General features: G+C 67.0%; 28 protein-coding genes. 16 read left to right on the top strand and 12 right to left on the bottom strand.

Features of this window, described 5'->3' with window-relative positions:
- The first annotated feature begins 40 nt into the window (after positions 1-40).
- Together arsC and wrbA are read left to right on the top strand one after the other, a co-directional pair.
- Positions 41-394 carry an arsenate reductase (glutaredoxin) gene (gene arsC, locus BMZ43_RS03370; RefSeq protein ID WP_064306684.1) on the top strand — a complete coding sequence of 118 codons (354 nt, stop codon included), beginning with the start codon at positions 41-43 and terminating at the stop codon, positions 392-394.
- Positions 391-990, top strand: coding sequence for an NAD(P)H:quinone oxidoreductase (gene wrbA / locus BMZ43_RS03375; RefSeq protein ID WP_017638944.1), 600 nt, complete (start codon positions 391-393; stop codon positions 988-990). The genes arsC and wrbA overlap by 4 nt, the downstream gene beginning before the upstream one ends.
- Positions 991-1,005: 15 nt before the next feature.
- On the opposite strand, the gene hda is transcribed toward wrbA, so the two are convergent.
- Complete coding sequence (gene hda, locus BMZ43_RS03380) at positions 1,006-1,710, bottom strand: DnaA regulatory inactivator Hda (RefSeq protein WP_064306685.1); 705 nt, start codon at positions 1,708-1,710, stop codon at positions 1,006-1,008.
- Between the two features lie 97 nt (positions 1,711-1,807).
- Positions 1,808-2,896, bottom strand: a complete 1,089-nt coding sequence (locus BMZ43_RS03385) for a DUF2066 domain-containing protein (RefSeq protein ID WP_064306686.1) — start codon at positions 2,894-2,896, stop codon at positions 1,808-1,810.
- A gap of 285 nt (positions 2,897-3,181) precedes the next feature.
- On the opposite strand from BMZ43_RS03385, the gene purM reads away from it, so the two are divergent.
- Genes purM through BMZ43_RS03400 form a run of 3 tightly spaced genes read left to right on the top strand, consistent with a single transcriptional unit; the run spans position 3,182 to position 5,637 of the window.
- A complete protein-coding gene (purM, locus tag BMZ43_RS03390) occupies positions 3,182-4,243 on the top strand; it encodes a phosphoribosylformylglycinamidine cyclo-ligase (protein ID WP_017638947.1) in 1,062 nt (353 codons plus the stop codon).
- Entirely contained in the window at positions 4,240-4,908 is a 669-nt protein-coding gene (gene purN, locus BMZ43_RS03395) for a phosphoribosylglycinamide formyltransferase (RefSeq protein ID WP_017638948.1), read from the top strand. The genes purM and purN overlap by 4 nt, the downstream gene beginning before the upstream one ends.
- A gap of 15 nt (positions 4,909-4,923) precedes the next feature.
- On the top strand, positions 4,924-5,637 hold the full coding sequence (locus tag BMZ43_RS03400) for a DUF3108 domain-containing protein (protein WP_017638949.1): 714 nt from the start codon (positions 4,924-4,926) through the stop codon (positions 5,635-5,637).
- Between the two features lie 63 nt (positions 5,638-5,700).
- Here the strand turns inward: BMZ43_RS03400 and BMZ43_RS03405 are convergent, their stop codons facing one another.
- Both BMZ43_RS03405 and BMZ43_RS03410 read right to left on the bottom strand, forming a co-directional pair.
- Positions 5,701-6,069: a GFA family protein gene (locus BMZ43_RS03405; RefSeq protein ID WP_064306687.1), complete on the bottom strand. Its 369-nt coding sequence runs from the start codon at positions 6,067-6,069 to the stop codon at positions 5,701-5,703.
- A complete protein-coding gene (locus BMZ43_RS03410) occupies positions 6,069-6,554 on the bottom strand; it encodes a GNAT family N-acetyltransferase (RefSeq protein ID WP_143075223.1) in 486 nt (161 codons plus the stop codon). Before BMZ43_RS03410 ends, BMZ43_RS03405 begins: the two co-directional genes overlap by 1 nt.
- A 177-nt stretch (positions 6,555-6,731) precedes the next feature.
- On the opposite strand from BMZ43_RS03410, the gene BMZ43_RS03415 reads away from it, so the two are divergent.
- Entirely contained in the window at positions 6,732-6,911 is a 180-nt protein-coding gene (locus BMZ43_RS03415) for a hypothetical protein (protein WP_017638952.1), read from the top strand.
- Between the two features lie 325 nt (positions 6,912-7,236).
- Here the strand turns inward: BMZ43_RS03415 and BMZ43_RS03420 are convergent, their stop codons facing one another.
- From BMZ43_RS03420 to BMZ43_RS03430, 3 genes are read right to left on the bottom strand one after another with little or no spacing between them, the layout of a single operon-like run.
- Complete coding sequence (locus BMZ43_RS03420; RefSeq protein WP_064306688.1) at positions 7,237-9,462, bottom strand: xanthine dehydrogenase family protein molybdopterin-binding subunit; 2,226 nt, start codon at positions 9,460-9,462, stop codon at positions 7,237-7,239.
- Positions 9,459-10,445 (bottom strand): FAD binding domain-containing protein, encoded by a 987-nt coding sequence (locus tag BMZ43_RS03425; protein ID WP_064306689.1) that lies wholly within the window; start codon positions 10,443-10,445, stop codon positions 9,459-9,461. Before BMZ43_RS03425 ends, BMZ43_RS03420 begins: the two co-directional genes overlap by 4 nt.
- A complete protein-coding gene (locus BMZ43_RS03430; protein ID WP_064306690.1) occupies positions 10,442-10,972 on the bottom strand; it encodes a (2Fe-2S)-binding protein in 531 nt (176 codons plus the stop codon). Before BMZ43_RS03430 ends, BMZ43_RS03425 begins: the two co-directional genes overlap by 4 nt.
- A gap of 316 nt (positions 10,973-11,288) precedes the next feature.
- On the opposite strand from BMZ43_RS03430, the gene paoA reads away from it, so the two are divergent.
- From paoA to BMZ43_RS03445, 3 genes are read left to right on the top strand one after another with little or no spacing between them, the layout of a single operon-like run.
- Positions 11,289-11,957, top strand: coding sequence for an aldehyde dehydrogenase iron-sulfur subunit PaoA (paoA, locus tag BMZ43_RS03435; protein WP_017638956.1), 669 nt, complete (start codon positions 11,289-11,291; stop codon positions 11,955-11,957).
- The gene (locus BMZ43_RS03440; RefSeq protein WP_064306691.1) at positions 11,954-12,934 is read left to right on the top strand and encodes an FAD binding domain-containing protein; all 981 of its coding nucleotides are present in this window, start codon (positions 11,954-11,956) and stop codon (positions 12,932-12,934) included. The genes paoA and BMZ43_RS03440 overlap by 4 nt, the downstream gene beginning before the upstream one ends.
- 10 nt (positions 12,935-12,944) lie before the next feature.
- Positions 12,945-15,167: a xanthine dehydrogenase family protein molybdopterin-binding subunit gene (locus BMZ43_RS03445; protein ID WP_093249808.1), complete on the top strand. Its 2,223-nt coding sequence runs from the start codon at positions 12,945-12,947 to the stop codon at positions 15,165-15,167.
- 16 nt (positions 15,168-15,183) lie between these two features.
- Here the strand turns inward: BMZ43_RS03445 and BMZ43_RS03450 are convergent, their stop codons facing one another.
- Both BMZ43_RS03450 and BMZ43_RS03455 read right to left on the bottom strand, forming a co-directional pair.
- Positions 15,184-16,080, bottom strand: a complete 897-nt coding sequence (locus tag BMZ43_RS03450) for a DMT family transporter (RefSeq protein ID WP_093249813.1) — start codon at positions 16,078-16,080, stop codon at positions 15,184-15,186.
- A 22-nt stretch (positions 16,081-16,102) separates the two neighbouring features.
- Positions 16,103-17,005 carry a DMT family transporter gene (locus tag BMZ43_RS03455; protein WP_093249816.1) on the bottom strand — a complete coding sequence of 301 codons (903 nt, stop codon included), beginning with the start codon at positions 17,003-17,005 and terminating at the stop codon, positions 16,103-16,105.
- A gap of 104 nt (positions 17,006-17,109) precedes the next feature.
- Here BMZ43_RS03455 and BMZ43_RS03460 point away from each other — a divergent pair, with 104 nt between their 5' ends.
- The 5 genes from BMZ43_RS03460 to BMZ43_RS03480 all read left to right on the top strand — a co-directional run bounded on the left by BMZ43_RS03460 (position 17,110) and on the right by BMZ43_RS03480 (position 20,097).
- The gene (locus tag BMZ43_RS03460; RefSeq protein ID WP_093249819.1) at positions 17,110-18,066 is read left to right on the top strand and encodes a LysR substrate-binding domain-containing protein; all 957 of its coding nucleotides are present in this window, start codon (positions 17,110-17,112) and stop codon (positions 18,064-18,066) included.
- Between the two features lie 53 nt (positions 18,067-18,119).
- Positions 18,120-18,500: a lysozyme inhibitor LprI family protein gene (locus tag BMZ43_RS03465; protein ID WP_064306695.1), complete on the top strand. Its 381-nt coding sequence runs from the start codon at positions 18,120-18,122 to the stop codon at positions 18,498-18,500.
- A gap of 70 nt (positions 18,501-18,570) precedes the next feature.
- The gene (locus BMZ43_RS03470) at positions 18,571-19,227 is read left to right on the top strand and encodes a DUF2726 domain-containing protein (RefSeq protein WP_093249821.1); all 657 of its coding nucleotides are present in this window, start codon (positions 18,571-18,573) and stop codon (positions 19,225-19,227) included.
- Positions 19,228-19,243: 16 nt separating this feature from the next.
- Positions 19,244-19,570 carry a hypothetical protein gene (locus BMZ43_RS03475; protein ID WP_093249825.1) on the top strand — a complete coding sequence of 109 codons (327 nt, stop codon included), beginning with the start codon at positions 19,244-19,246 and terminating at the stop codon, positions 19,568-19,570.
- Between the two features lie 53 nt (positions 19,571-19,623).
- Complete coding sequence (locus tag BMZ43_RS03480; protein ID WP_017638965.1) at positions 19,624-20,097, top strand: GNAT family N-acetyltransferase; 474 nt, start codon at positions 19,624-19,626, stop codon at positions 20,095-20,097.
- 370 nt (positions 20,098-20,467) lie between these two features.
- Here the strand turns inward: BMZ43_RS03480 and BMZ43_RS03485 are convergent, their stop codons facing one another.
- Positions 20,468-21,484: an HTH-type transcriptional regulator GntR gene (locus BMZ43_RS03485; protein WP_064306698.1), complete on the bottom strand. Its 1,017-nt coding sequence runs from the start codon at positions 21,482-21,484 to the stop codon at positions 20,468-20,470.
- Between the two features lie 186 nt (positions 21,485-21,670).
- Between BMZ43_RS03485 and BMZ43_RS03490 the strand changes: the two genes are divergently transcribed.
- Positions 21,671-22,204: a gluconokinase gene (locus BMZ43_RS03490; protein WP_064306699.1), complete on the top strand. Its 534-nt coding sequence runs from the start codon at positions 21,671-21,673 to the stop codon at positions 22,202-22,204.
- Between the two features lie 203 nt (positions 22,205-22,407).
- Positions 22,408-23,760, top strand: coding sequence for a GntP family permease (locus BMZ43_RS03495; RefSeq protein ID WP_017638968.1), 1,353 nt, complete (start codon positions 22,408-22,410; stop codon positions 23,758-23,760).
- A 4-nt stretch (positions 23,761-23,764) separates the two neighbouring features.
- On the opposite strand, the gene BMZ43_RS03500 is transcribed toward BMZ43_RS03495, so the two are convergent.
- Both BMZ43_RS03500 and BMZ43_RS03505 read right to left on the bottom strand, forming a co-directional pair.
- Complete coding sequence (locus BMZ43_RS03500) at positions 23,765-25,318, bottom strand: alkaline phosphatase D family protein (protein WP_064306700.1); 1,554 nt, start codon at positions 25,316-25,318, stop codon at positions 23,765-23,767.
- A gap of 62 nt (positions 25,319-25,380) precedes the next feature.
- Positions 25,381-25,683: a putative quinol monooxygenase gene (locus BMZ43_RS03505; RefSeq protein WP_064306701.1), complete on the bottom strand. Its 303-nt coding sequence runs from the start codon at positions 25,681-25,683 to the stop codon at positions 25,381-25,383.
- Between the last annotated feature and the right edge of the window lie 3 nt (positions 25,684-25,686).

A 25,686-nucleotide genomic window follows, 5' to 3' on the forward strand; every position in this document is an offset into this window, starting at 1 on the left:
ACCCGCTACAATGGCCATCTTACCTTCTATGGATCAGCCCATGAGTGAAATCGTCCTCTATCACAATCCGCGCTGCTCGAAATCGCGGGCGGCGCTTGAGCTGCTGCAAAGCCGCGAGCTAGCCGTGTCGGTGGTGCCCTACCTGGACACGCCGCCGGATGCCGCGACCCTGCGCGCACTGCTCGCCAAGCTGGGCCTAGAGGCGCGCCGGTTGCTGCGTACCGGCGAGGAGATCTATCGCGAATTGAACCTCGCCGATCCGACGCTGGGTGAAGACGCCCTGATCGCGGCCATGGCTGCCCACCCCAAGCTGATCGAGAGACCCATCGCCGTGCGCGGCTCACGCGCCGTCGTCGGTCGTCCCCCCGAGCGTGTCCTGGAGATCCTGCAATGACCCCCGAAGCCTATGTCCTGGTGCTCTACTACAGCCGCCATGGCGCCACCGCCGAGATGGCCCGCCAGGTCGCCCGCGGGGTGGAAATGGGCGGCATGGCCGCGCGCCTGCGCACCGTGCCGGCGGTGTCCGCCGAGTGTGCCGCGGTCGCCCCGGCCGTGCCCGAGCAGGGCGCGGTCTACGCCACCCTAGACGACCTGCGCGACTGCGCCGCGCTCGCCTTGGGCAGCCCGACGCGCTACGGCAACATGGCCGCCGCCATGAAGTATTTCCTGGATGGCACCAACAGCCTCTGGCTGACCGGCGCCCTGGTGGACAAGCCCGCCGGCGTCTTCACCTCCACCGCCAGCCTGCACGGCGGCCAGGAGAGCACCCTGCTGTCCATGGCCCTGCCGCTGCTGCATCACGGCATGCTCATCACCGGCCTGCCCTACAGCGAAAGCGCCCTGCTGGAAACCAAGGGGGGCGGTACGCCCTATGGGCCGAGTCATTTCGCCGGGGCGGATGGCAAGCGCGCACTGGACGAGCAGGAAACGGCGCTGTGCCGGGCCCTGGGCAAGCGCCTGGCGACCCTGGCGGGGCGTCTGCAAAAGTAGCGGTAGCCGGCGCGGCTACCAGCCCATGATTTCCTTGACGAAGGGAATGGTGAGCTTGCGTCGCGCCTGCAGCGAGGCCTGATCCAGGCGTTCGAGCATGTCGAACAGGGCGTCCATGCTGCGGGTGTTGCGCGAAAGGATGAAGCGGCCGACCTCGTCGGTCAGGTGCAGGCCGCGGCGAGAGGCGCGCAGCTGCAGGGCACGCAGCTTGTCTTCGTCGGACAGGGGTCGCAGCTGGAAGACCAGCGCCAGGGTCAGGCGCGATTTCAGATCGGCAAGTTGCACCGGCAACTGCCGTGGCGCCGCGGTGCTGGAGATCAGTAGCCGCTTGCCGGCATCGCGCAGGCGATTGAACAGATGGAAGAGCGCCTCTTCCCAGCGTCGTTGCCCGGCCAGGGCGTCGAGATCGTCGAGGCAGACCAGCTCGCACTGTTCGAGGTTGTCGAACAACTCCACGCCATAGTCGGCCAGTTCACCCATGGGCAGGTAGATGGCCCGCTCGCCCAGTTCCTCCAGGCGGTGGCAGGCCGCCTGCATCAGATGACTGCGACCGGCGCCGGCGCCACCCCAGAGATAGATCAGACTTTCCGTCCAGCCGGCATCGGCGTCGCAGAGACGCTCGACATAGCCGAGCGCCGCGGCATTGGCGCCAGGGTAGTAATTGACGAAGGTGGCGTCGTCACGCAGACGAATGCCCAGGGGCAGCTGTAAAGGCATCATGCCAGCTCGAACGGCTCTTGGCAGTTTCGCGAGGGCGCCAAGTCTAACCAAATCCCGAGTCCCTCGCAGCAGCCGCTTCAGTCTTGGGTGTCGGCCCTCATGGCCAGCGGAAATACAGGGTGGTACGCGCCGGCTGGGCGGACGGCGCCGGCTGGGCTGCCGGAGCGGTCGGCGTGACGGTGGCGTCCACCGGAGCACCCGGCGTCGCCGGTGCGGGGGACGCGGGGGCGGCCGGCGCGGAAGTCGGCTGCAGACCGGCCAGGCCAAGCTGTGCCTGGAGCTGGTCGGGATTGCCCGTCAGGTCATAGGTCAGCTGAGTACCTTCGACTTTCACCAGGCGGCTCGACAGGGGCTCCAGGACCTTCTGCAGCTGGGCATAGCGCTCGAAGTTAGAGTTGTCGGCGACCAGGGTCAGCGGCTGGGTGGTGCCAGGGCGGGAGACGAACTTCTTCGACAGGCGCCCGGCGACGTCCTGCAGGACGGCTGCGGCCAGGGCGTCCTGGTCGGCTGCCTGACTGCTGCCCTGCTCGGCAGCGCCGTTGTTCCACAGGCGCCACTGGGCTTGCCAGCCGTTACCCTGGGGCTTGGCGTGCACCGCCAGCAGGGCATTGGCGCCATAGCGCTCGGAGGCTTGGCGCAGGGCGGTCGGATCGCTGGCGTCGATGTTGGCGGCAGTGCCGGCCAGTTGCTCGTTGAGATCGGCCAGCGGCAGGCGGATCGGCAGGCCGGCGCGTTGGGCGCCACGCTGGACGCCGGTGCTGGCGGGCTGGCCATCACCTACCAGGGTCGCCCCGCTGTCGGCGTCGTTGAGCCACCAGATCATCACCACCGGACGATTGGCGCCCCATACCGAGAGCCCCGCCTGACCCAGGGCCCGCTCGGTGGCGGCCGGGTCGAAGTTGGCCACCAGCACCTCCGGCGGGCCGGCGTCATAGCTGTACTGGCTGATCAGGGATTCGGGTGCCGCCAGGGCACTGGCAAGACCCGGGGTTTGGCCGGCCTGGGGATTGCCGGTCAGGCGTCCGGCCAGCACCTGCAGGGCGCGCTTGAGGGCGGCATTGCGCTCGTCCGGTTGTTGCGAGGTCACCGGCTCGCGGACCTGGTAGAGGTTGTCCACCACCTCGGCATGGGCGAGCGGACTCAGGACCAGCAGCGAAGCGAGCAACGGAAGGACGAGACGGCGCATGGCGATTCCATAGAAAGGGCAAGGGGCATACCTTAAAAGCCGCCCGACCCGCGAGCAAGGGCACTGGGTCGCGGGTGGCGCAGAAGGTAGCAGCGAACATTGCCCACCCGGCGAACGGATGGGCGATCAGGCTCAGACCCCAGGGCGCTGGCCGGGTGCCATCGCCACCCGGACCAGAGGCCACGGCGGGCCGCGTGCTTTGGCACGGCTTCTGGTAAAATCGCCCGCCTCATTGCCGGCTGGCGCCAGCCGGCTCGTTTCGCCATTAGCCAAAGGCCAGGATTCATGAGCAAACAACCCCAGCTGAGCTACAAGGACGCCGGTGTAGACATCGACGCCGGTGAGGCTCTGGTAGAACGCATCAAGGGCGTCGCCAAGCGCACCGCCCGCCCGGAAGTCATGGGCGGCCTGGGGGGCTTCGGTGCCCTGTGCGAGATCCCGGCAGGCTATCGCCAGCCCGTGCTGGTCTCCGGTACCGACGGCGTCGGCACCAAGCTGCGCCTGGCTATGAACCTGGCCAAGCACGACAGCATCGGCATCGACCTGGTCGCCATGTGCGTTAACGACCTGGTGGTCTGCGGCGCCGAGCCGCTGTTCTTCCTCGACTACTACGCCACCGGCAAGCTCAACGTCGACGTCGCCGCCCAGGTGGTGACCGGCATCGGCACCGGTTGCGAACAGGCTGGCTGCTCCCTGGTGGGTGGCGAGACCGCCGAGATGCCCGGCATGTACGAAGGCGAAGACTACGACCTGGCCGGCTTCTGCGTCGGCGTGGTGGAAAAGTCCGAGATCATCGACGGTTCCAAGGTGACCACCGGCGACGCCCTGATCGCCCTGCCCTCCTCCGGCCCGCACTCCAACGGCTATTCGCTGATCCGCAAGATCATCGAGGTGGCCGGCGCCGACATCGAGAACATCCAGCTCGACGGCCAGCCGCTGACCGAACTGCTGATGGCGCCCACCCGCATCTACGTCAAGCCGCTGCTCAAGCTGATCAAGGACACCGGCGCGGTCAAGGCCATGGCCCACATCACCGGTGGCGGCCTGCTGGACAATATCCCGCGGGTACTGCCCGAGGGTGCTCAGGCGGTGCTCGACGTCGCCAGCTGGCAGCGTCCGGCGGTATTCGACTGGCTGCAACAGCAGGGCAACGTCGACGAGACCGAGATGCACCGTGTGCTGAACTGTGGCGTGGGCATGGTCATCTGCGTGGCCCAGGATCAGGTCGAAGGCGCCCTGCAGGTGCTGCGCGCCGAGGGCGAGCAACCCTGGGTCATCGGCCGTATCGAACAGGCCGCCGAGGGCGCCGACCAGGTCGTGCTGAACAATCTGAAACAGCACGGATGAGCCCTGCCGACTGCGCCGTGGTGGTGCTCATCTCCGGCCACGGCAGCAACCTGCAAGCTCTGATCGACGCCGCGACCCCGCCCGTGCGGATCGCGGCGGTGATCGCCAACCGCGCCGAGGCCTATGGCCTGGAGCGGGCCCGGCAGGCCGGGATCGCCACCCAGGTGATCGACCACCGCGAGCATGCCGATCGCGAAAGCTTCGATGCGGCCCTGGCGGCTGCCATCGACGCCCAGGGCGCCGATCTGGTGGTGCTGGCCGGCTTCATGCGCATTCTCACGCCGACCTTCGTGCGGCGCTACCAGGGTCGTCTGCTCAATATCCATCCCTCGCTGCTGCCACTCTACAAGGGCTTGCACACTCACCAGCGTGCCCTGGATGCCGGCGATGCCTGGCACGGCTGCAGCGTGCACTTCGTCACCGAAGAACTGGATGGCGGTCCGGTCGTCCTGCAGTCGCGGGTGCCGGTACAGGCCGAAGATACGGCGGAGAGCCTGGCGACACGGGTACACGCCGCCGAGCACCTCCTTTATCCTGTGGCCGTGCGGTTGTTCGCCGAAGGTCGTCTGCGGCTGGGTACCCTGGGTGCCGAGCTCGATGGCGAGGCACTGCCGCCTACCGGGGCCACGTTGCCGTCGCTGACGGCCGCGGCCTCCCTTTCCTGATCCAAGGAGAAACTGATGCGACGTCTGTTGTTCCTATTGGCCACCCTCTGCAGTGCCTCGGCCTTCGCCTTCGACCTGCAGCCGTTCACGGCCAGCTACACCGCCGACTGGAAGCAGATGCCGGTCAGCGGCTCGGCCGAACGCTCGCTGGAGAAAGAAGCCGATGGTCGCTGGGAGCTGAAGTTCGAAGCCTCCATGCTGGTCGCCGGCCTCAACGAGTCCAGCACCTTCCGCCACGAAGGCGAAGCCTTCCTACCGGACACCTACCAGTACAAGCGCAGCGGGCTGGGCAAGAGCCGCGAGAGCGAACTGACCTTCGACTGGGCCGCCAAGAAGGTCACCGGCAAGGACAAGGACGATCCGGTCAGCCTGCCCCTGGATCGCGGTCTGCTGGACAAGTCGACCTATCAGCTCAAGCTGCAGCAGGACGTGGCCGACGGCAAGAAGAGCATGAGCTACCAGATCGTCGACGGCGACAGCATCGACACCTACGACTTCCGGGTCATCGGTCCGGAGCGCATCCGCACCCCGTTGGGCCTGTTCGATGCCATCAAGGTGGAGCGCGTGCGTGATCCCACCAAGAGCAGCCGCAAGACCGAACTGTGGTTCGCCAAGGATTGGGACTACCTGCTGGTGCGCCTCTACCAGCAGGAGAGCGACGGCAAGGAATACCAGACCAGCCTCAAGGAAGGCTCGGTCAACGGGCGCACGGTGAAAGGCGCCAACTGATCCCGGTAGTTGCAAAGACGCCCTCTTCGGAGGGCGTTTTCTTTTCAGTTGGGACCCGTCCGCTCAGGGATTCCACCAGCCCGGTCGCTGGTCGGCGAAAGAATGAAAGAGCGGCACAACGTCATCGTCGAGTCGATCCAGGCTACCCACCGCCAGGGCGAGAGTCGGACCGTCATCCACGGCGCCCAGCGTGGAACCGCAGTGCGGGCAGAAGGCTCGGCACGTCGTAGCCGAGGAGCGCCAGAGGGCCGGCTCGCCACCCGGACCGGTCCAGCGCAGCTGGGCCTTGTCCAACTCGATCCAGACCTGCGTCGGCGCCCCGGAATGCCGGCGGCACTGCTCGCAGGAACAGCTGTGGGGATCCCGTGGCGAGCCTGTCACGAGATAACGAATCTGGCCGCAGAGGCAGCCACCGGTGCGCGTGCTGTCCATCAGGAGATGCCTCCTTGATCCTGTCCGGACGTGCGGGATTTCTCGTAGCGGACATCCGTCCCTTCGAGGGAAGCGACCCTATGCCAGCCGTGAGACCGGTAAAAGGCATTCGCCCGTATCACTGGGCGCCCATCGGTGACCAGCCAGATCAGGGCATGATGGCGGAACAGCGCGGTCTCGGCGGCGGCCAGCAGACGGGCGCCGAAACCCTGGCCTTGCCAGTCGGGTCTGACGAACAGAGCGAAGACCTCGCCATTCGCCAGATCGACCAGGCTGAAGCCCACCACCTCGCCTCCCACCTCCACCACCCAGGCACAGGGCTCGGCGGCGAGCAGCTCGGCGATCGATTCAGGGGTGATGCCCAATTCAGCGAGTTGCTCCCGGGTAAGGGCGTTGTCCGTGACCGCGGTACGGATGGCGAACAGCGCCTCTATGTCGGCCAGGGTGGCAAGCCTCAACTGAGCGGAGCCAGCGCAAGCGGTCACAGGGATCCTCTTGATGTCGGCCTAGAGCGATGCCGATGATGACCATGAGCAACGCGACAGATTGTCGCAGAAGTTGTAACGACTTGTTGCCGAGATACGCCTTGGTCCTGAAGCGAAACGCTCTAGTATGGGTTTTCAAGCCCTGCCGTAGCGCGGGCTCGACCAAGGAGATACAGCATGACCATTACCGTAACCGAACGTGACGAAGACCATATGTCCCGCGAAGCCCGTGGCCTGGGCATGCATCTGTGGGACGTGAAACAGGAAGGGGAATTGGTCGGTGTCTACCAGAGCGAAGCGGATGCCCTGGAGTACAAAGAGCAAATCGAACATGACGGCGCGTCGCACGCCGAGTGATCGAATAGCGGTTTACTGACTGCCTGAAAAAGGCCCGTCTCTTGGAGGCGGGCCTTTTTCGTTCCTGGGGGCTTGGTTGTTGGGCTTCGCTGCGCTCAGCGCCAACCTACGGTAGCCTGATCATCGGTTAAGCTGAGACGATTCCCTTATCGAAGCCCAACGGCATGGACCCAGCACGACATGCTGGGCTTCGCTGCGCTCAGCGCCAACCTACGGTAGCCTCACCGTAGGTTGGGTTGAGACGGCTCCATCGTCGAAGCCCAACGCCGCGGACTCGACCGCAAAGCGTTGGGCTTCGTCATGCTCCACCCCTCTACAGCCGAGCCTAGTGCAGCAGCTCGTCGGCGAAGACCTTGTCCAGGGTGATGGGCAGGTCGCGGACCCGCTTGCCCGTAGCATGGAAGATGGCGTTGGCGATGGCCGGCGCTACCCCGACGATACCGATCTCGCCGATGCCCTTGGCGCCCAGCGGATTAACGATCTCGTCGTGTTCCTCGACGAATATCACCTCCAGTTGCTGGATATCGGCCTGCACCGGGAAGTGGTACTCGGCGAGGCTGTGGTTCATCCAGCGGCCTTTAGTAGTGTCCATCATCCCCTCTTCCTGCAGGCCCATGCCGATGCCCCAGACGATACCGCCGGCCACCTGGTTCTCGCCGGTCTTGAGGTTGAGGATACGACCCGCAGCCACCGCGGTGACCACGCGACTGACCTGGACGCTGCCGAAGTCCTCGTCGACCTTGACCTCGACGAACACCGCCGAGTGGGTACCGGTGGCGTAGTTGTCACGCTCTTCCGCCGGCTCGGCGCTGGCCAGGGTTTCCATGGACGGCGAACCCGAAGCCTTGAGGATGGCGGTGAAGTCGACGCGCTGGGCCGGATCGGTCTTAAGACTGATGCCGCCATCGGCGAACACCACCTGCTCCAGTTCGGCCTTGGCCAGCGGGGAGTCGTCCATCTCCTTTGCCGCATCCAGCAGTTGCTGACGCAGCTGGTCGCAGGCCAGTTTCACGGCGGTGCCTACCGAAGACACGGTAAAGGAACCGCCTTCGAGGGGTGCCTTGGGCAGAGTGGAATTACCGAGTTTGAAGGTCACCTTGTCCAGCGGCAGACCGAGGTTCTCGGCGGCGATCTGGGTCATCACCGTATAGGTGCCGGTGCCGATATCGGCGGTCGCACTGGCCACCACCAGGCTGCCATCGATGTTCATCACCGCCTTGGCGGTGGCGGGTTGCTGCATGGCTTCCCAGACACCGGTGGCCATGCCCCAGCCGACCAGCTGGTTGCCATCGCGCATGGAACGCGGCGCCATGCTGCGCTGCTCCCAGCCGAAACGCTCGGCGGCCTGGCGATAGCATTCCAGCAGTTCCTTGCTGGAATAGGGCTTGCCCTTGGCCGGATCCGTGTCGGTGAAATTGCGGATGCGCAGCTCCAGCGGATCGATGTCGGCGGCATAGGCCAGTTCGTCCATGGCGCTTTCCAGCGCATAGACACCTAGCACCGCGCCGGGGGCCCGCATGTCCAGCGGGGTATAGACGTCCAGCGCGGCCAGCTGGTAGGCCAGCTTGACGTTGGGACAGGCATAGAGCGACGCCGACCAGACCAGCACCATCTCGGTGAAGTCTTCGAAGCGCGAGGTGATGCCCAGGGCGCTGTGATCGATGGCCTGCAGCTTGCCGTCGCTGTCGCAGGCCAGCTTGACCTGCTGATAGGTCTCGGGGCGATAGCCGAAGGTGAACATCTGCTGGCGGGTCAGGGTGACCCGTACCGAGCGCTTGAGCTGCAACGCGGCCATGGTCGCCAGCACCAGCTGGTACTGCGGACGCAGGCCGGAACCGAAGGCGCCGCCGACGAAGGGCGAGATGACCTTCACGTCGCCTTCGCCCAGACCGAAGATGCTGCTGACGAACTGGGCGCTGTTCTGCACGCCCTGTGTCTTGTCGTGCACCGTCAGCTTGCCGTCCTTGTGGTAGATGACCGTCGAGGCGTGCATCTCCATGGGGTTATGGAATTCCGCCGCGGAGTGGTATTCGGCTTCGATGCGGGTAGGCGCCGCAGCCCAGGCTGCCGGGGCGTTACCCCGATTCTCCGGCAACTCCATGGGCGCTTCGTGGGCCTGGTCGCGAGCCTGGGCCAAGTCGGTGGCGTGCTCCTCTTCGCTGTATTGGGCGCGAATCAGCGCGGCGGCGTGACGTGCGGCCTCGAAGGTCTCGGCCACTACCAGGGCGATGGGCTGGCCACTGTAGAGGATGCGATCGTTGTACAACGGCCGAAAGGGCTTGCCGTCAGCCGCATCCATGTCGGTATAGCTCTCGTCATAGCTGGCCATCTTGGGTCGATTGAGGTGGCTGAGCACCTCGATCACGCCCGGCTGGGCCAGGGCTTCGCTAACGTCCAGGCCGAGCAGGCGACCCTTGGTGATGGTGGCGTTGACCACGAAACCAAAGGCCAGATCCGGCACGCTGAATTCGCCGGCATACAGCGCCTGGCCGGTGACCTTGAGCGGACCGTCGACGCGGGGAACGGCTTTTTGCAGATGGACGACGGTCATTGCAGGGTACCTCCGGCGGCTTCGGTAAGGGCACGGATGATGGCGCGCCGGGCCAGTTCGATCTTGAAGCTGTTATGGGCGAAGCCCTGGGCGCCTTGTAGCAGGCGATCGGCCAGTTGACCGAAGGCCGCCTTGTCCGCGACCTGGCCAACCAGCGCCTGCTCGGCCTCCGGCAGCCGCCAGGGCTTGTGGGCCACGCCACCCAGGGCGACGCGGACCTGCTTGATGCGCTCGCCGTCCAGTTCCAGGGCTGCCGCCACCGAGACCAGGGCGAAGGCATAGGAGGCGCGGTCGCGGATCTTCAGGTAGGCGCTGTGGGCCGCCAGGCTTTCCGCCGGCAAGGTCACGGCGGTGATGAGTTCGTCGGCCTCAAGGTTAGTGTCGCGCTCCGGGGTGTCGCCGGGCAGGCGGTGGAAATCGGCGAAGTCGATGACGCGATCACCCTGGGGCCCGCTTACCTCGACCTTGGCCTGTAGGGCGGCCAGGGCCACGCACATGTCCGAAGGGTGGGTGGCGATGCACTGCTCGCTGTGGCCGAGGATGGCGTGGATGCGATTCTGCCCTTCACGAGCGCCGCAGCCGGAGCCGGGTTCGCGCTTGTTGCAGGGGGTGCCCACGTCATAGAAGTAATAGCAGCGGGTGCGCTGCAAGAGGTTGCCGCCGGTGGAGGCCATGTTGCGCAATTGCGGGGAAGCGCCGGCGAGGATGGCCTTGGCCAGCAGCGGATAGCGACGCTGCACCTCAGGGTGGTAGGCCACCTCGGCATTCTTGACCAGGGCGCCGATGCGCAGACCGCCTTCGGCGATGGTCTCGACCTCGCGCAAGGGCAGACCGTTGACGTCGATCAGCTGCTCGGGGCGTTCGACGTTTTCCTTCATCAGGTCCAACAGGTTGGTACCGCCGGCGATGAAATGGGTCTGGGGGCCGTGCTGGCGGATGGCATCGGGCACGGCATTGGGCTTGGCGTAACCGAAGCGGTTCATTCGCGGCCCTCCCCTTGCTGGCAATCCGGACGCGCCCGTTCGATGGCAGCGCGGATGTTGCGGTAGGCACCGCAGCGGCAGAGGTTGCCACTCATCTGCTCGGCCACCTCGGCCTCGCTGTGGGCGTGGCCCTCCTTGAGCATGCCGATCGCTGAACAGATCTGGCCGGGGGTGCAGTAGCCGCACTGGAAGGCATCTTCGGCAACGAAGGCGGCCTGCATGGGATGCAGCTGGTCACCCTGGGCCAGGCCTTCGATGGTAATGACCTCGGCACCATCCTGCATGACCGCCAGGGCCAGGCAGCTGTTGATGCGAGTGCCATTGACCAGCACCGTGCAGGCGCCGCACTGACCATGATCACAGCCCTTCTTGGTGCCGGTCAGGTCAAGGTGGTCGCGCAGGAGATCGAGCAGGGTGGTCCAGGGTTCGACGGCCAGCTGCAGCTGCTTGCCGTTGAGGGTCAGGGCGATGGTATGGGACTCGGGTTCGGCCAGGGGCTGAAGCTGGCGCACGGGGGTGGCGTTCATGGCGGACCTCACGGTTAAAGCCGCGGGGTGCAGATGCCCCCGTGGTCGGAATAGGTGGTGGCAGCGAAAGGCCACCTCAGGTAAGGGACTGTTGCCGACCGGAAGCGGTTCAGCACCCCTGCCCAGCGGTATTCAACGTGACGTTGAGGGCTGTTCAGCGAAGCGTTGGGAAGGCCGTTCCAGAGGTTTTCGCCGCGGTCAGGACACATCTGGTATGGCGCTTCGTTGCGCCAACGGCCCAGTGGCCTGAACCCCGTCCCCAAAGGGGCAGTCATCAGAACTCCCGTGATGCGCCTCCAACGATGAGAATCCAACCATGGCTTCCGACTCCGATGCACCCTGGCGCCTGTCCCGGCGCCAGTTCCTCGGCACTTCCGCGGTGCTGGTGGCGACCAGCGCCATTCCCGGCTACACCTTTGCCCAGGCCAGCGGTGGCGCGCCCCTGACGCCCCAGGCCATCGCCGCCCGTCTGCCGCAACTGCTGCCGCTGACCCTGCAGATCAATGGCGAGGCGCGCCGGCTCAAGGTCGACAGCCGCACCACCCTGCTCGATGCCCTGCGCGAAAACCTGCACCTCACCGGCACCAAGAAGGGCTGCGACCATGGCCAGTGTGGCGCCTGCACCGTGCTGGTGAATGGCCAGCGCATCAACAGCTGCCTGAGCCTGGCGGCCATGCACGAAGGCGACGCCATCACCACCATCGAGGGCCTGGGCAACGCCGAGCGCCTGCATCCCATGCAGGCCGCCTTCCTGGCCAAGGACGGTTTCCAGTGCGGCTATTGCACGCCCGGGCAGATCTGCTCGGCGGTGGCCCTGCTCGACGAGGTCAAGGCCGGCATGCCCAGCCACGTCTCGGCACGCCTCGATGGCCCCATGCGGCTGAGCGAGGAAGAGATCCGCGAGCGAATGAGCGGCAATCTCTGTCGCTGCAGCGCCTATCCCAACATCGTCGCGGCCATCCAGATGGCGGGGGGACAGGCATGAGAGTCTTCGACTATCGGCGTGTCCAGAACGAGGCCGACGCCAGCCGCCAGGGCGTCCAGGCGGGCAGTCGCTTCATCGCCGGGGGTACCAATCTGCTGGATCTGATGAAGCTGGAGATCGAGACCCCCAGTCAGGTGCTGGACATCAATCGCCTGCAGCTGGATCAGATCCGCGCCACCGAGGACGGCGGCTTGCGCATCGGTACCCTGGTGCGCAATTCCACCCTGGCTGCCGATGCGCGGGTACGGGAGCGCTATCCGGTGCTGTCGCGCGCCCTGCTGGCCGGCGCCTCGGCGCAGCTACGCAACAAGGCCACCACTGGCGGCAATCTCCTGCAGCGCACCCGCTGCTCCTACTTCTACAACACCGCCATGCCCTGCAACAAACGCCAGCCCGGCAGCGGTTGCGCGGCCCTGGGCGGCTTCAATCGGATGAACGCCGTCATCGGCGCCAGCGACCAGTGCATCGCCGTGCATCCCTCCGACATGGCGGTGGCCATGCGGGTGCTGGACGCCACGGTGGAGACCCGCGAAGCCAATGGCCGCACCCGGCGCATCCCCCTCGCCGACTTCCATCGCCTGCCCGGCGATACCCCGCAGATCGAGACGGCGCTGCAACCCGGCGAACTCATCACCGCCGTGACCCTGCCGCCGCCACCACCCGGCATCCAGGTCTATCGCAAGGTGCGCGACCGTGCCTCCTATGCCTTCGCCCTGGTGTCCATGGCCGCCATCGTCGAGCTGGACGGCCCGCGCATCCGCAGCGGTCGCGCGGCCTTCGGCGGCCTGGCGCACAAGCCCTGGCGGGTGGCGGCGGCCGACCAGGCCTTTGCCGGCCAGGCCGCGGACAGCGACCTGGCCGCCGTGGGCGATGCCCTGCTCGCCGGCGCCCGTGGCTATGGCCACAACGACTTCAAGCTCGAGCTGACCCGCCGCATCCTGCGCGCCGGCGTGGCCGACGCTCGCCAACAGGCCTGAGGACAGCAGCATGGAAATGAACGAACCCGCCGGCCGCAACCTGATCGACGAGAATCGCGGCGGCCTGATCGGCAAGCCCATCGACCGCGTCGACGGCCTGCTCAAGGTCACCGGCCAGGCGCCCTACAGCTTCGAATTCCGCAATGATCGCGTCGCCTACGGCTTCATCGTCGGCGCCACTATCGCCAAGGGTCGCATCAGCCGGCTGGACACCTCGGCCGCGGAGGGCGCGCCGGGCGTGCTCAGCGTGCTGACCTATCGCAACGCACCGCGCCAGGCCGCGCGCGAGCCGGACAACAGCGGTCGCTTCACCCGGCCCAAGCCCTACCTCGACAGCGACCAGGTGCGTTATTTCGGCGAGCCGGTGGCCTTCGTGGTGGCCGAGACCTTCGAGGAGGCACGCCTGGCGGCGGCCCTGGTGGAGATCGACTACGCCGCCGAACCGGGCGCCTTCGATCTGGCCGCCAACCTCGGCCAGGCGGTGAAGCCACCGGATGGCGACCAGCCCACCGACACCGCCTCGGGCGATGTCGACGCCGCCTTCGCCCGGGCACCGGTCAAGCTCGACCAGCGCTATACCACGCCCTACCACATCCATGCGCAGATGGAGCCCCACGCCAGCCTCGCCCAGTGGGACGGCGACCGGGTGACGATCTATTGCTCCACCCAGTTCGTCGAGCAGGCGCAGAGTTGCGTGGCCAATACCTTGCAACTGCCCAAGGAGAACGTCCGCATCGTGGCGCGCTACATCGGCGGTGGTTTCGGCGGCAAGCTGCCGATCTATGCCGATGCCCTGATCGGCGCCATGGCCGCCCGGGCGATCGGTCGGCCGGTCAAGGTCACCCTCACCCGCCAGCAGATGTTCCAGATCACCGACCACCGCTCGGCCACGGTGCAGCGCATCCGCCTGGGTGCCGACCGTGATGGCCGTCTCCTCGCCATGGCCCACGAGGGCTGGTCCCATTCGGCGCGTGGCCTGACCTACTACGAACCCACCGGTCTGTCCTCGCGTACCCTCTATGCCGGCGATGACCGCCTGGTGGCGCACCGCATGGTCGAGCTGGACCTGCCCGAATCCGGCTCCTGCCGCGCGCCCGGCGAAGCCGTGGGCATGCTCGCCAGCGAAAACGCCATGGACGAGCTGGCGGTCATGCTCGCGCTCGATCCCATCGAGCTGCGCATCCGCAACGAGCCCAGCCAGGACCCGGAAAAGCACATCCCCTTCTCCTCCCGCAAGCTGGTGGAGTGCATGCAGGACGGCGCCCGCCGCTTCGGCTGGAACCAGCGCAATGCCACGCCCGGCCAGGTGCGCGACGGCGACTGGCTGATCGGCATGGGCATGGCCGCGGCCAGTCGCGCCAACATGCTCAGGCCATCCCAGGCCGGGGTCCGCCTGGAGGCCGATGGCACGGCCACGGTCAAGACCTCGATGACCGATATCGGCACCGGGACCTATACCATCCTGGCGCAGATCGCCGGTGAGTCCCTCGGCTTGCCGGTGGAACGGGTCAAGGTGCTGCTGGGCGACAGCGACGATCCGGCCGGTGCCGGCTCCGGCGGTTCCTTTGGCGCCGCCAGTTCCGGCTCCTCGGTCTATGTCGCCTGCGAGAACCTGCGCGTTAAGGCGGCGCAAGCGGCGGGCCTCGATCCGGCCAGCGCCCGTTTCGTCGGCGGCCGGCTGATCGCCGACAACGGCAGTCGCGACCTCGCCGAACTGGCGCGCGAGCATGATCTCCAGGCCATTGGCGAGATCAAGCCGGGGCAGACGCTCAAGGACTATTCCCAGCAGGGCTACGGCGCCTTCTTCGCCGAGGTGGGGGTGCACGCCCTCACCGGCGAGATCCGCCTGCGGCGCATGCTCGGGGTGTTCGCCGCGGGGCGCATCCTCAACGAGAAGACCGCCCATTCGCAGATGCTCGGCGGGATGATCTGGGGGGTGGGCAGCGCCTTGCACGAAGACGGGGTGATCGATACCCGTCACGGTCACTTCGTCAACCATGACCTGGCCGACTACCACTACCCCTGTCACCTGGACATCCCCGCCATCGAAGCTCATTTCCTGCCGGAAGTGGACGACAAGGCTAACCCGCTGAAGATCAAGGGCGTCGGCGAACTGGGCATCTGTGGCGCAGGAGCCGCCCTCACCAACGCCGTCTACAACGCCTGCGGGGTGCGCATCCGCGACTATCCGCTCACGGTGGACAAGGTGCTGGCCGGGCTCAAGACGGCTTAGCCGTAGGCGGCGCGGTTCAGCGCGCCGCCTTGCTTCCCGCCCGGGTCGCCAGCAGCACCCCGCCGATGGCGATGACCATGGCCATCCAGGCCGGCGGTGGCAAGGTTTCGCCGAGCAGCAACCAGGCGCTCAGAGCGGCGCCTGGCGGTACGCAGAAGAACAGCGCACTGACCCGTGCCGCCTCGCCAGCGCGGATCATCCACACCAGCAGGCTGATGGCCAGCAGCGAATTGGCCAGCACCAGATAGGCCAGGGCGCCGACGAAGGCTGGCGCCCAGTGCACCGGCGTGTGCTCGAACAGCAACGCCAGGGGCGCGCAACACAGCAGACCGACGCTGTACTGCACCAGGTTGTTGGTGACCGGATGCTGGGCCACGCCCAGGCGCTTTTCATAGAGTACGGCGCTGGTCATGCCCAGCAGCGCGCCCACCGCCAGGAAGATGCCCGCCACGGACTCCACGGCGACGCTCGCCCGCGCCAGGATCACGCCGATGGCGCCGAGCAGTCCCAAGGCCAGTCCCAGCCACTGCAGCGGCGCCACCCGCTCGCCTACCAGCAGCGGTGCGCCCAGGGCCACCAGGATGGGTTGCAACGAGGCGACCATGGCCACCACGTTGGCCGAGGCGCCCATCACCAGAGCGCCATAGCTCATGCCGAAATAGACGCCCTGGATCAGAAAGCCCACCACGGCCAGATTCGCCCACTCCCGCCGCGTACGCGGCAGTGGCGGGCGCAGGATGAGGAAGGCGACCAGTAGCACGCTGAAGGCCAGGGCATAGCGCATCGCCAGCAGGGTGAAGGGTGGTGCATAGGCCAGGCCCACCTTGGACACGGCGAATCCGGCGGACCACAGGGCCAGGAACACCAGGGGAATGAGGCGCAGCAACCAGGGATGCAGCGAGGTGGACGACATCGGATTCTCAAGGCCAGGCGAGTCAGCGGGACGCAGCTCGCGAGCGGGAAGGATAGCTGACGATCAGCAGACCGCTGAGCACCAGGGCGGCACCTGCAAGAAAACCAGGGCCTGGGGTCTCGTCCAGCAGCCAGACGCCCATCAGCACCCCGAACAGCGGCGTCAGCAGGGTCAGCACCCCCAGGGGCGCGGCGCGATAGCGACTGAGCAGCACGAACCACCCCAGCAGACTGATGCCGGCGACGATGAACACCTGGAACGCCAGACTCGACCAGGCCAGGGAGTCGAGTGCTGCCAGATCCAGGCGTTTGCCGAGCGGCAGGGCCAGCGCCAGCAGCACCACCCCGGTCACCCCGAGTTGATAGAACAGGGTGCGCAGCGGCGGCGCCTCGGCCAGGGCGCTGCGGCGGATCAGCACCGTGGTGGCACCCCAGGCGGCACCGCCGACCAGGCCGATCAGATCGCCCTGCCAGCTGGTGCCGCCGCTCGGCTTGCCAATCAGGAAGGCACAGACCACGCCACTGGCCGCCAGCACCATGCCCAGCCACTGACGCCCCGACAGCCGCTCGCCGGGCACCAGCCAGTGCAGGCCACAGGCGGCGAACAGCGGCGCCGTGTAGATGAACACCACCATGTGCGCGGCGCTGGTGTATTTCAGGCCCACCGCCATGCAGAGGAACTCCAGGGCGAACAGCGAACCGGCGAGCAGTCCGGGAATCAGCGTCTGGTCGCGCCCCAGGCAGCGGATGCCGCACCAGCGTGCCAGGCCGTAGAGCAACCCGGCTGCCAGCAGCGAACGCCAGCCGATCTGCAGCAGCGGGTCGACCTGTTCGGCGATGGCCTTGATCGCCGTCTGCTGCAGGCCCCAGACCAGGCAGAGCGCCAGCATGACCAGCACGGCCGTGGCATCCAGCTCCTTGCGCATGAGCGTCGCTCCACGAATAAGTGAGCCTGAATGGTGACGGGGGCTGAACAGGTCGGACAAACGATGTTTAATGGGTGTCAGGCTCAGGAAAACTAAGGCTCAGCGTGACCACTCCCCTTCCCCTCAACGCCCTGCGCGCCTTTGCCGCCGCCGCGCGGCACCAACAGTTCGCCAGGGCCGCGGACGAGCTGCACGTCACCGCCGGCGCCATCAGTCGACAAATCCGCCTGCTCGAAGCCGAGCTGGGGCAACCGCTGTTCGAGCGTCTGCCCCAGGGGGTGCGGCTTACTGCCCAAGGTCGCGCCCTCGCGGCCGAGATCGCGCCGCACCTCGACGGCCTGGCCCGCGCCGTCGCCCGGGCGCGGGTCAAGAACAGTGTCCTGACCGTCAGCGCGCCGCCCACCTTCGGTCAGGAGTGGCTATTGCCGCGCTTGGAAGACTTCCAGCGACAGCATCCGGACATCGAGGTCTTTCTCGACGCCTCGTCCGCCATCGTGCCCCTGGGCACCGAGGGCGGTGCCCAGGCGGCGATCCGCTATGGCCGGGGCGATTGGCAGGACGGCGAGACCCGCCTGCTGCTGCGCGAATGGATCTTTCCGGTGTGCAGCCCGGCGCTGATCCCGGCGCCGCTGGCAGAACCCGCCGCCTTGCTGGACTATCCGCTACTGCATGCCGAATGGCCCGGCGGCTGGCGCTCGGGGCGTCCCAGCAGCCGCTTCAACGCCTGGCAGGATTGGTTCGCCAGCCAGCAGGTTCCTTTGGGCGATAGCCTGCGCGGCCCACGCTATTCCCTGAGCGGCATGGCCCTGCAACAGGCGGCGGCCGGCAAGGGCGTGGCCCTCGGCGGCTGCGTGCTGGCCCAACGGATGCTCGCCAGTGGTGTCCTGGTGCGGCCCCTGCCGGATCGGTTCAACCAGCTCTCGACCCAGGCCTACTTCCTGGTGTTGCCCAAAGGTCCGGTGGACGCCCCGGTGCAGCGCTGGATCGACTGGCTGCTGGTGCAGATCCGCCACTTCCGCGACACCCACGGCGAGACCCAGGAGACCGGCGGCGCTTGGTGAGCGCCCTCCACTTGCGGCAGTCTGAAGGGATTGCCGTCCAGATAGCTGCCTCCATGTCCGCCTTCCGCCTGTCCTCGCTGCTGCTCGTCCTGACCGTTCCGCCCCTGGCGCTCGCCGCCGAACAGCCGCCTGCCGACTGCGATCGCCAGGGCAGCGAGGCCCAGTTGGCGGCCTGCGCCGCCGGGGATCTGGCCGCGGCCGAAGCCCGTCTGGCGGACGTCTACAGCCGACGGCTGGCTGCCACCGCCCCCACGCAACGCCCCGCCTTCGAGCGGCTGCAACAGCTCTGGCAAGACGACCGGGCGCCCCGCTGCGCCACCGCCACCCGCGGTTTCCAGGGCGCCATGCAGCAGCTGCAGTACCTGAGCTGTCTGAAGTCGGTGACCCAGCTGCGCCTGGACGATCTGCAACGGCAACTACCGCGGCGCGACTGACGCTTCGTCGCCCGCGCTGCTGTCCGGCGCCGGAACTCACTATCATGGCGCCCCGCTGTTGGAGTTCGCGATGTACGAGCGTTACCTGCCCCTGCTGGTCCTGGCCGGACTGCTGTACCTGGGGGCACTGTGGTGGTGGCAACGCCATCGCCAGGCCGCCTTTCCCTATCGCCAGGTCGAAGCCCTCTTCACCCCTGCCGAACAGGCCTTTCTCGCCGTGCTCGACGAGGCCGTGGGCGACGACTACCGGGTGTTCGGCAAGGTGCGCATCGCCGATGTGGTCCAGACCTTGCCGCTGCGCGATCGCCGCCGCTACCTGATCGCGCAGAATCGCATCAACTGCAAGCACTTCGACTTCGCCATCTGCCGCCGCGACGACCTCGCCGTACACGCGGTGGTCGAACTCAACGACAGGTCGCACCTGCAGCGTCATCGGCAGCAACGCGACCGCTTCGTCCGCGCGGTGTGCGAGGCCGCCCAGTTGCGTCTGGTGGAGATCCCGGCGGCGGCGCGCTATTCCGCCAGTGCCGTACACGACGCCGTGTTCGGCGGGCGCCGGCCGCGCAACCGTAAGGTAGCGCCCAACCAGGCGCTGGCGCCGGAGTGCCCCGAGTGCCAGGCGCCCATGGTCCGCCGCCGTGCGCGCAGCGGTCGCCACCAGGGGCGGGAATTCTGGGCCTGCTCGAACTACCCGGACTGCCGCGCCCTGCTCGACATCGAAGACTGACCAAGGGGCCCCTGCCATGCGCTATCCCACCACTCCAGACGGTCGTTATTTCGTGGTCAGGGGCCGGCTCTGGCGCTGTACCGACCCCAGCCTGCCCGCCGACCGCCGCGACGCCCTGACCCATGAGCTGATGGACGCCCGCCGCCAGGTGGGTGTGGCCAAGCGCCAGGGTGACGACGCGGCCCTGCGCACCGCCCGCGCGGCGGTGGACGCCGCCAAGCATGCCCTGGGTGAACGCGGACCGGTCTGGTGGACCGTTGGCGCACCCGATTACAACCGTCGGATGGCCAAGAACACGCCCTATGCCGACTGGTACCAGCAGCTGGCGGCGGAGGCTTCCTGACCTGCGCCGTGCGGCGTAAGGTGGAGGGTCGACTCCTCTTGCGAGCACCGCTCTTGCGTATCCGTCCCGCCTTCGTCACCGACCTCGCCGCCATCTGCCGCCTGGCCGAACAACTCGCCGAGCAGCATCACCGACAGGCCCCGGCGACCTTTGCCGCGCCCTCCGGCGGCTGGCGCGACCAGGACTACTGGGCCGCCCAGCTGGAGCCGGACGATGGGGTGATGTTCGTCGGCGAGGCCAGGGGCGAACTGGTGGGCTTCGTCACCGCACGACTGTCCGATACCCGCTCGATTTCCTTTCTGCAGCCCTTGGTCCTCTGCCGGATCGGCACCCTGGTGGTGGCCGCCAACCACCGACGGCTGGGCGTGGGCGCACGGTTGCTGGAAGCCGTGGAAGCCTGGGCCCGGGACAACGACGTCGACGAATTGCGCCTGGAGGTCATGGAATTCAACGAAGATGCCCAGGCGTTCTATGCACGCCAGGATTTCCAGGGCCAGTCACGGATCCTGGCCAAGGCATTGCGGTAGATTGGCGCTAGCGAATCGCGGCCATGGGCCGCTCCTACGGTCGGCACGAAGCGGTAGGAGCGTGAGTGGCTCGGCCCCGTAGGTTGGCGCTGAGCGTAGCGAAGCCCAACATGGCCAGATCGAGACTCTGCCGTTGGGCTTCGACGATGGAGCCGTCTCAACCCAACCTACGCGGGCACCGTAGGTTGGTGCTGAGCGTAGCGAAGCCCAACATCGTCGGACCTAACCCCTATTGTTGGGCTTCGACGATAGAGCCGTCTCAACCCAACCTACGTCGCGTGGCGAACACGGGCACCGTAGGTTGGCGCTGAGCGTGGCGAAGCCCAACGTTGCCGGATCGAAGCCCCGCTAGGAGCCTTCGACGCTGACCTTACACACTCTCCCGGCTCACCAACTCGAACCCCAGGTCCACGCAGGTCGGTTGGCTGCGACCGTCGAGCAGGCCTAGCAGGAGGGTCGCCGCCTGGCGCCCCACCGCGGCGCGCGGGGTCTGGATGGAGGTCAGCCGGGGCACCGTGTGCGCCGAGCCGGGCAGGTCGTTGAAGCCCAGCACCGAGACCCGCTCCGGGATGGCGATTCCCAGCCGCTGGGCCTCGAACAGCGCGCCCTGGGCCAGGTCGTCGTTGCAGAAGAACAGGCCGTCGACATCCGGCCGGCGGGCCAGCAGCTCGCGAAACTGCTGGGCGCCCAGGCCCACGGACGACGGCTGCGAATCCAGCACATCCAGACTCGGATCGTAGCAACCCGCCTCGCGCAGCACCTGGCGAAACCCTTCGCCCCGGGCCAGCGCCCGCGGGTCGAGCTGGGCGGCGACATAACCCAGCCGCTTGCGCCCCGCCGCCAGCAGATGCCGCGCCGCGGCAGCGCCGGCGGCATGCTGGGAAAAGCCCACGCTGGGCACCCCGCCAGCCGGATCCAGCTCCATCATGTGCACCCGCGGTACCCCACTGGCCGCCAAAAGCTGACGGGCGGCGTCGGTACGGTCGAAGCCGGTCAGCAGCAGGCCCCGGGGCTGATAGGCCAGGTAGTTGCGGATCAGCTTCTCCTCTTCCAGGGGATCGTAGTGGTAGTTGCCGATCAGCACTTCCAGGCCACGGGGGCGTAGGACCTCGTGGATGGCCTCCAACGGCTCGATGAACAGATGGTTGGACAGCGAGGGGACCAGCACCACCACCGAGTGCCCCTGAGCCGAGGCCAGGGCGCGGGCGGCCGGATTGGTGACATAGCCGAGACGCGCGGCGGCTTCCTGCACGCGGGTGACCAGCTCGGGCGCCACGCTGGCGACACCACGCAAGGCCCGCGAGGCCGTGATGGGCGAAACACCGGCCTGCAGCGCCACCTCGGTGAGGGTGGGCCGACCGGAACTACGAGAACCCGTTCGATTCATTGTTATGGTTTCAGGCTTGTCAAGGACGGAGAACGCGCCTAAGGTAGCGCTGTCTCACCAGACACTACAAGCCTGGCGTGTCCTCCAGGAACACGTCGGCATTCGGCCTAACAAGATCGACAAGAACTGGAAGCCGCTCCCTTTTTAATTTTCCGGGGTAGCGCTGTCTCCAGACCGGAGGTGACGATGAACACTCCCATTCCCGCGCTCGTGGTCATGGGCGTCGCAGGCTGCGGCAAGAGCAGCGTCGGCGCGGCCATTGCCGAGCAGGACGGTGGCCGCCTGATCGAAGGCGACGCCTTCCACCCCGCCGCCAACATCACCAAGATGAGCGCCGGCATTCCCCTCAACGATGAAGATCGCGCCGGCTGGCTGACTCGCCTGGGTGAGGAACTGGCCGCTGCCGTGGCCGCGGGCGAACGTCCCGTACTCACCTGTTCCGCGCTCAAGCGCCGCTATCGCGACCAGCTGCGCCAGGCCGTGCCCGGTCTCGGTTTCGTCTTTCTCGAACTGACCCGCGAGACCGCGGCCCAGCGCGTCGCCAATCGTCCAGGGCACTTCATGCCCGCCAGCCTGATCGACAGCCAGTTCGCCGCCCTGGAAGCACCCCACGGTGAACCGGCTACGCTGGTAGTGGACGCCCGCGATCCGCTAGCCGCCATCGGCACCCAGGTGTCGGCCTGGTGGACCACCTCGGCGCGCCTGGCCCAACCGGCCTGACGAGACAGCGCTACCCATTCCAACCCTTAGGGTCTGTTCATAGTCTCGCGAGCTAGAGACAAACAAGGCGAAAAGGGCTGAGGAAGCGGAGTTTACGAATGGTAAATGAGCATTCCGAAGCCCTTTTCAACGCACTTTGGCCGACGCGCAGCAGACTTTGAATAGGCTCTTACAACGCCCACAACAACAATAGGAGAGGCACCATGTTCGGCATGGACCACAACAGCTTCCTTCTGCTCGACGCCCTGGTCACCATCATCGGCCTGGTGCTCTTGATCACCAAGTTCAAGGTCCATCCCTTCATCGCCCTGACCATCGCCTCGGGCTTTCTCGGCCTGACCTCCGGCATGCCGGTGGAAAAGGTCATGAAATCCTTCCAGGACGGCTTCGGTGGCGTGCTTGGCTTCGTCGGCATCCTGCTCGGCCTGGGTACCATGCTCGGCAAGCTGATGGCCGATTCCGGCGGCGCCGACCAGATCGCCCAGACGCTGATCCGCGCCTTCGGCATCAAGCGCGTGCACTGGGCGATGATGTTCGCCGCCTTCCTGGTGGGCATTCCGCTGTTCTTCGAGATCGGCTTCGTGCTGCTGGCGCCCCTGGTGTTCATCGTCGCCCGCCGCACCGGCCTGTCGCTGGTCAAACTGGGTATCCCGCTGCTGGCCGGCCTGTCCGCCGTGCACGGCCTGGTGCCGCCGCACCCGGGTCCGCTGCTGGCGGTCGGGGTGTTCGGTGCCGACATCGGCAAGACCATCTTCTATGGCCTGCTGGTCGGCCTGCCCACCGCCATGATCGCCGGTCCCATCTTCGGTGCCTGGATCTCCAAGCGCATCCCCGGTTCGGCCAACGCCGAGCTGGTCGCCCAGATCGCCCAGGAGACCGACAACCGCAACCTGCCAGGCTTCGGCATCACCGTGTTCACCGTGCTGCTGCCGGTGATCCTGATGCTGCTCAAGGCCTTCGCCGACATCTTCTTCGCCGCCGACAACCACTTCCGCATCTGGATGGACTTCATCGGCCACCCCATCACCGCCCTCCTCGCCGCCCTGCTGCTGAGCTTCTACAGCTTCGGCACCGCCTGCGGCTTCTCCCGCGAGAAGATCGTCAAGCTGCTCGACCAGAGTCTGGCCCCGGTGGCGGCCATCGTGCTGATCGTCGGCGCCGGCGGTGGCTTCAAGCAGATGCTGGTGGCCAGCGGCGTCGGTGAGGTGATCGGCAACCTGGCGGTGCAGACGCAGATCTCGCCGATCCTGCTGACCTGGCTGGTGGCGGCGGTGATCCGCGTGGCCACCGGTTCCGCCACCGTGGCGACCATCACCGGTGCCGGCATCGTCGCCCCCGTGGTGGCGCTGGTGCCCGGCGTGAACAAGGAACTGCTGGTGCTGGCCGCCGGCGCCGGTTCGGTGATCCTCTCCCACGTCAACGACGCTGGCTTCTGGTTGGTAAAGCAATACTTCAACATGACCGTGGCCGAGACCTTCAAGACCTGGTCGATGATGGAAACCATCCTCTCGGTGGTGGCCCTGGCCTTCATCATGCTGCTGTCGCTGTTCGTCTGAGCCGTTAGATAGGGACGGCCCCTGGCCGTCCTCCCTCCACCACGAAACTCGCCCGGTTGCTGCGCTCGGCATCCGGACGGGTTCGGTCACTGATGGTGCGCAGGTCCACCTGCAGTCGTTCCCGCGTCAGTTCCAGGGCCAGATAGCCGCGCTGCCGACTGTCGAAGAAGCGCACTTGGGGATTCTCCGGCAACAACGCCTGGAAACGTCGGTAGTCCGGGCCGTCCGAGGTGATGGACGTGCCGACGAATTCGCTCGCCACCACCGGACTCCGCTCGTCTTCCGGATCGCGGTGCAGATCCGTCACCCAGAACGAATGGATATCGCCGCCCAGGGTTACCGGATTGGCCAGGCGGCTGTCGGCCATGGCCGCGAGCAGCCGCTCGCGAGTCGCCGGATAGCCGTCCCAGCCATCGGTCCAGCGCGCCGGATCGCCATCCGGCAGGCGCTGCCGCAGGGGTGCCAGCAGGAGATCCTGGGCGATCAGATTCCAGCGGGTGGCATTATGGCGAAAGCCATCCAGCAGCCAGCGCTCCTGCGCCTGCCCGAGCATGCTGCGCGCGGCGTCGCGCAGACCCGGGCAATCCGGGGCGACCAGCTGGCCACCGCGGGTCCTGGCCGTGGCGCAGGCCGGCTCGCTGCGGTACTGGCGACCATCGAGCAGATGGATCTCGGCCAGGTCGCCAAAGCGCCACCGGTCATAGAGGCGCAGCGCTGTGCCCTGGGTGCGCCAGCTACGCAGGGGTACGTGCTCGCGAAAGGCCTGGTAGGCCGCCTGCCGTCGCGCGGCGAAGGCGGCCAGGCTGACCTGAGGATCCGCCGACCAGGGACCGGAATAGTCGTTCTGCACCTCGTGATCGTCCCAGGTGATGACACTGGTGACCTTGGCGTGCAGGTATTGCAGATCGGGATCGGTGCGGTACAGGGCGTGGCGCCGCCGGTAGCTGGCGAGGTCCCGTGCCTCCGGCAGGCCGTGTCGGCGTACCGTCGGCAGGTGCAGGGGTACGTTGCCCTCATAGAGGTAGTCGCCCAGGAAGAGCGCCAGATCCGGCTGCTCGTCGGCCATATGCCGGTAGGCACTGAAGAAGCCTTTCTCATAGTGGGAACAGGAGGCGGCCACCAGCTTGAGACGCTGCGGCGCACTGGCCGAAGGCGGCAAGGTGGTGGCCTGGCCGATCCGACTCCGATGCCCCAGGGCGGTGAAGCGATACCAGTAGGGGCGCCCCGGGCGCAGATCGACCAGGGTGATCGCCAGGCTGAAAGCCGCCTGAGGCCGCGCCTGGGCCATGCCGCGCTGCACCACCTGGCGCAGCCCCGGATCCAAGGCGACCTCCCACTGCACCTCGACCGGGCTGCGCAGACCGCCCAGGCCATCTGCGGCCAAGGGATCAGGTGCCAGCCGTGTCCAGATGACGAAGCCATCGACGGCAGGATCGCCACTGGCAACGCCCAGGGTGAAAGGATCGGCTTGCGGTTCGCGAGCGCTGCAACCGGCGAACCAGGGCGCGCTCAGACCCAGGCCGAGCAGGCCCAGCGCTTGACGTCTCGAGGTGTTCATCCAGGCCTCCGCGAAAAGAGGCCAGGGTGGCTCAGGCAGGTGACAACAGGATGTCGCCGAACTCAGGCCAGCGGCAATTCTTCCAGGATCATGACCTGCGGCGCCTCGCTGAGCAGACCGTCGAGATCGCTCAGCAGCTGTTTGAAGTGCGCGGTTTCTTCGTGCTCGGCGAGGGCTTCGCGACTGGCCCAACGCTCGATGAAGACATAGCGCCCCTCATGGCTCGGATCGCGATGCGGGGTATAGAAGTGGCAGGCGGGTTCGGCGCGGGAAGGCGCGACGATGGCGCGCATCGCGTTTTCGACGGCTGCAGCCTGGCCAGGCTTGGCCTGCAGAATGGCGACGATGCGGATTTCACTGGTCATGCG

The sequence above is a fragment of the Pseudomonas sp. Snoq117.2 genome (assembly GCF_900110545.1).
In the GTDB taxonomy this organism is placed as follows: Bacteria; Pseudomonadota; Gammaproteobacteria; order Pseudomonadales; family Pseudomonadaceae; genus Chryseomonas; species Chryseomonas benzopyrenica.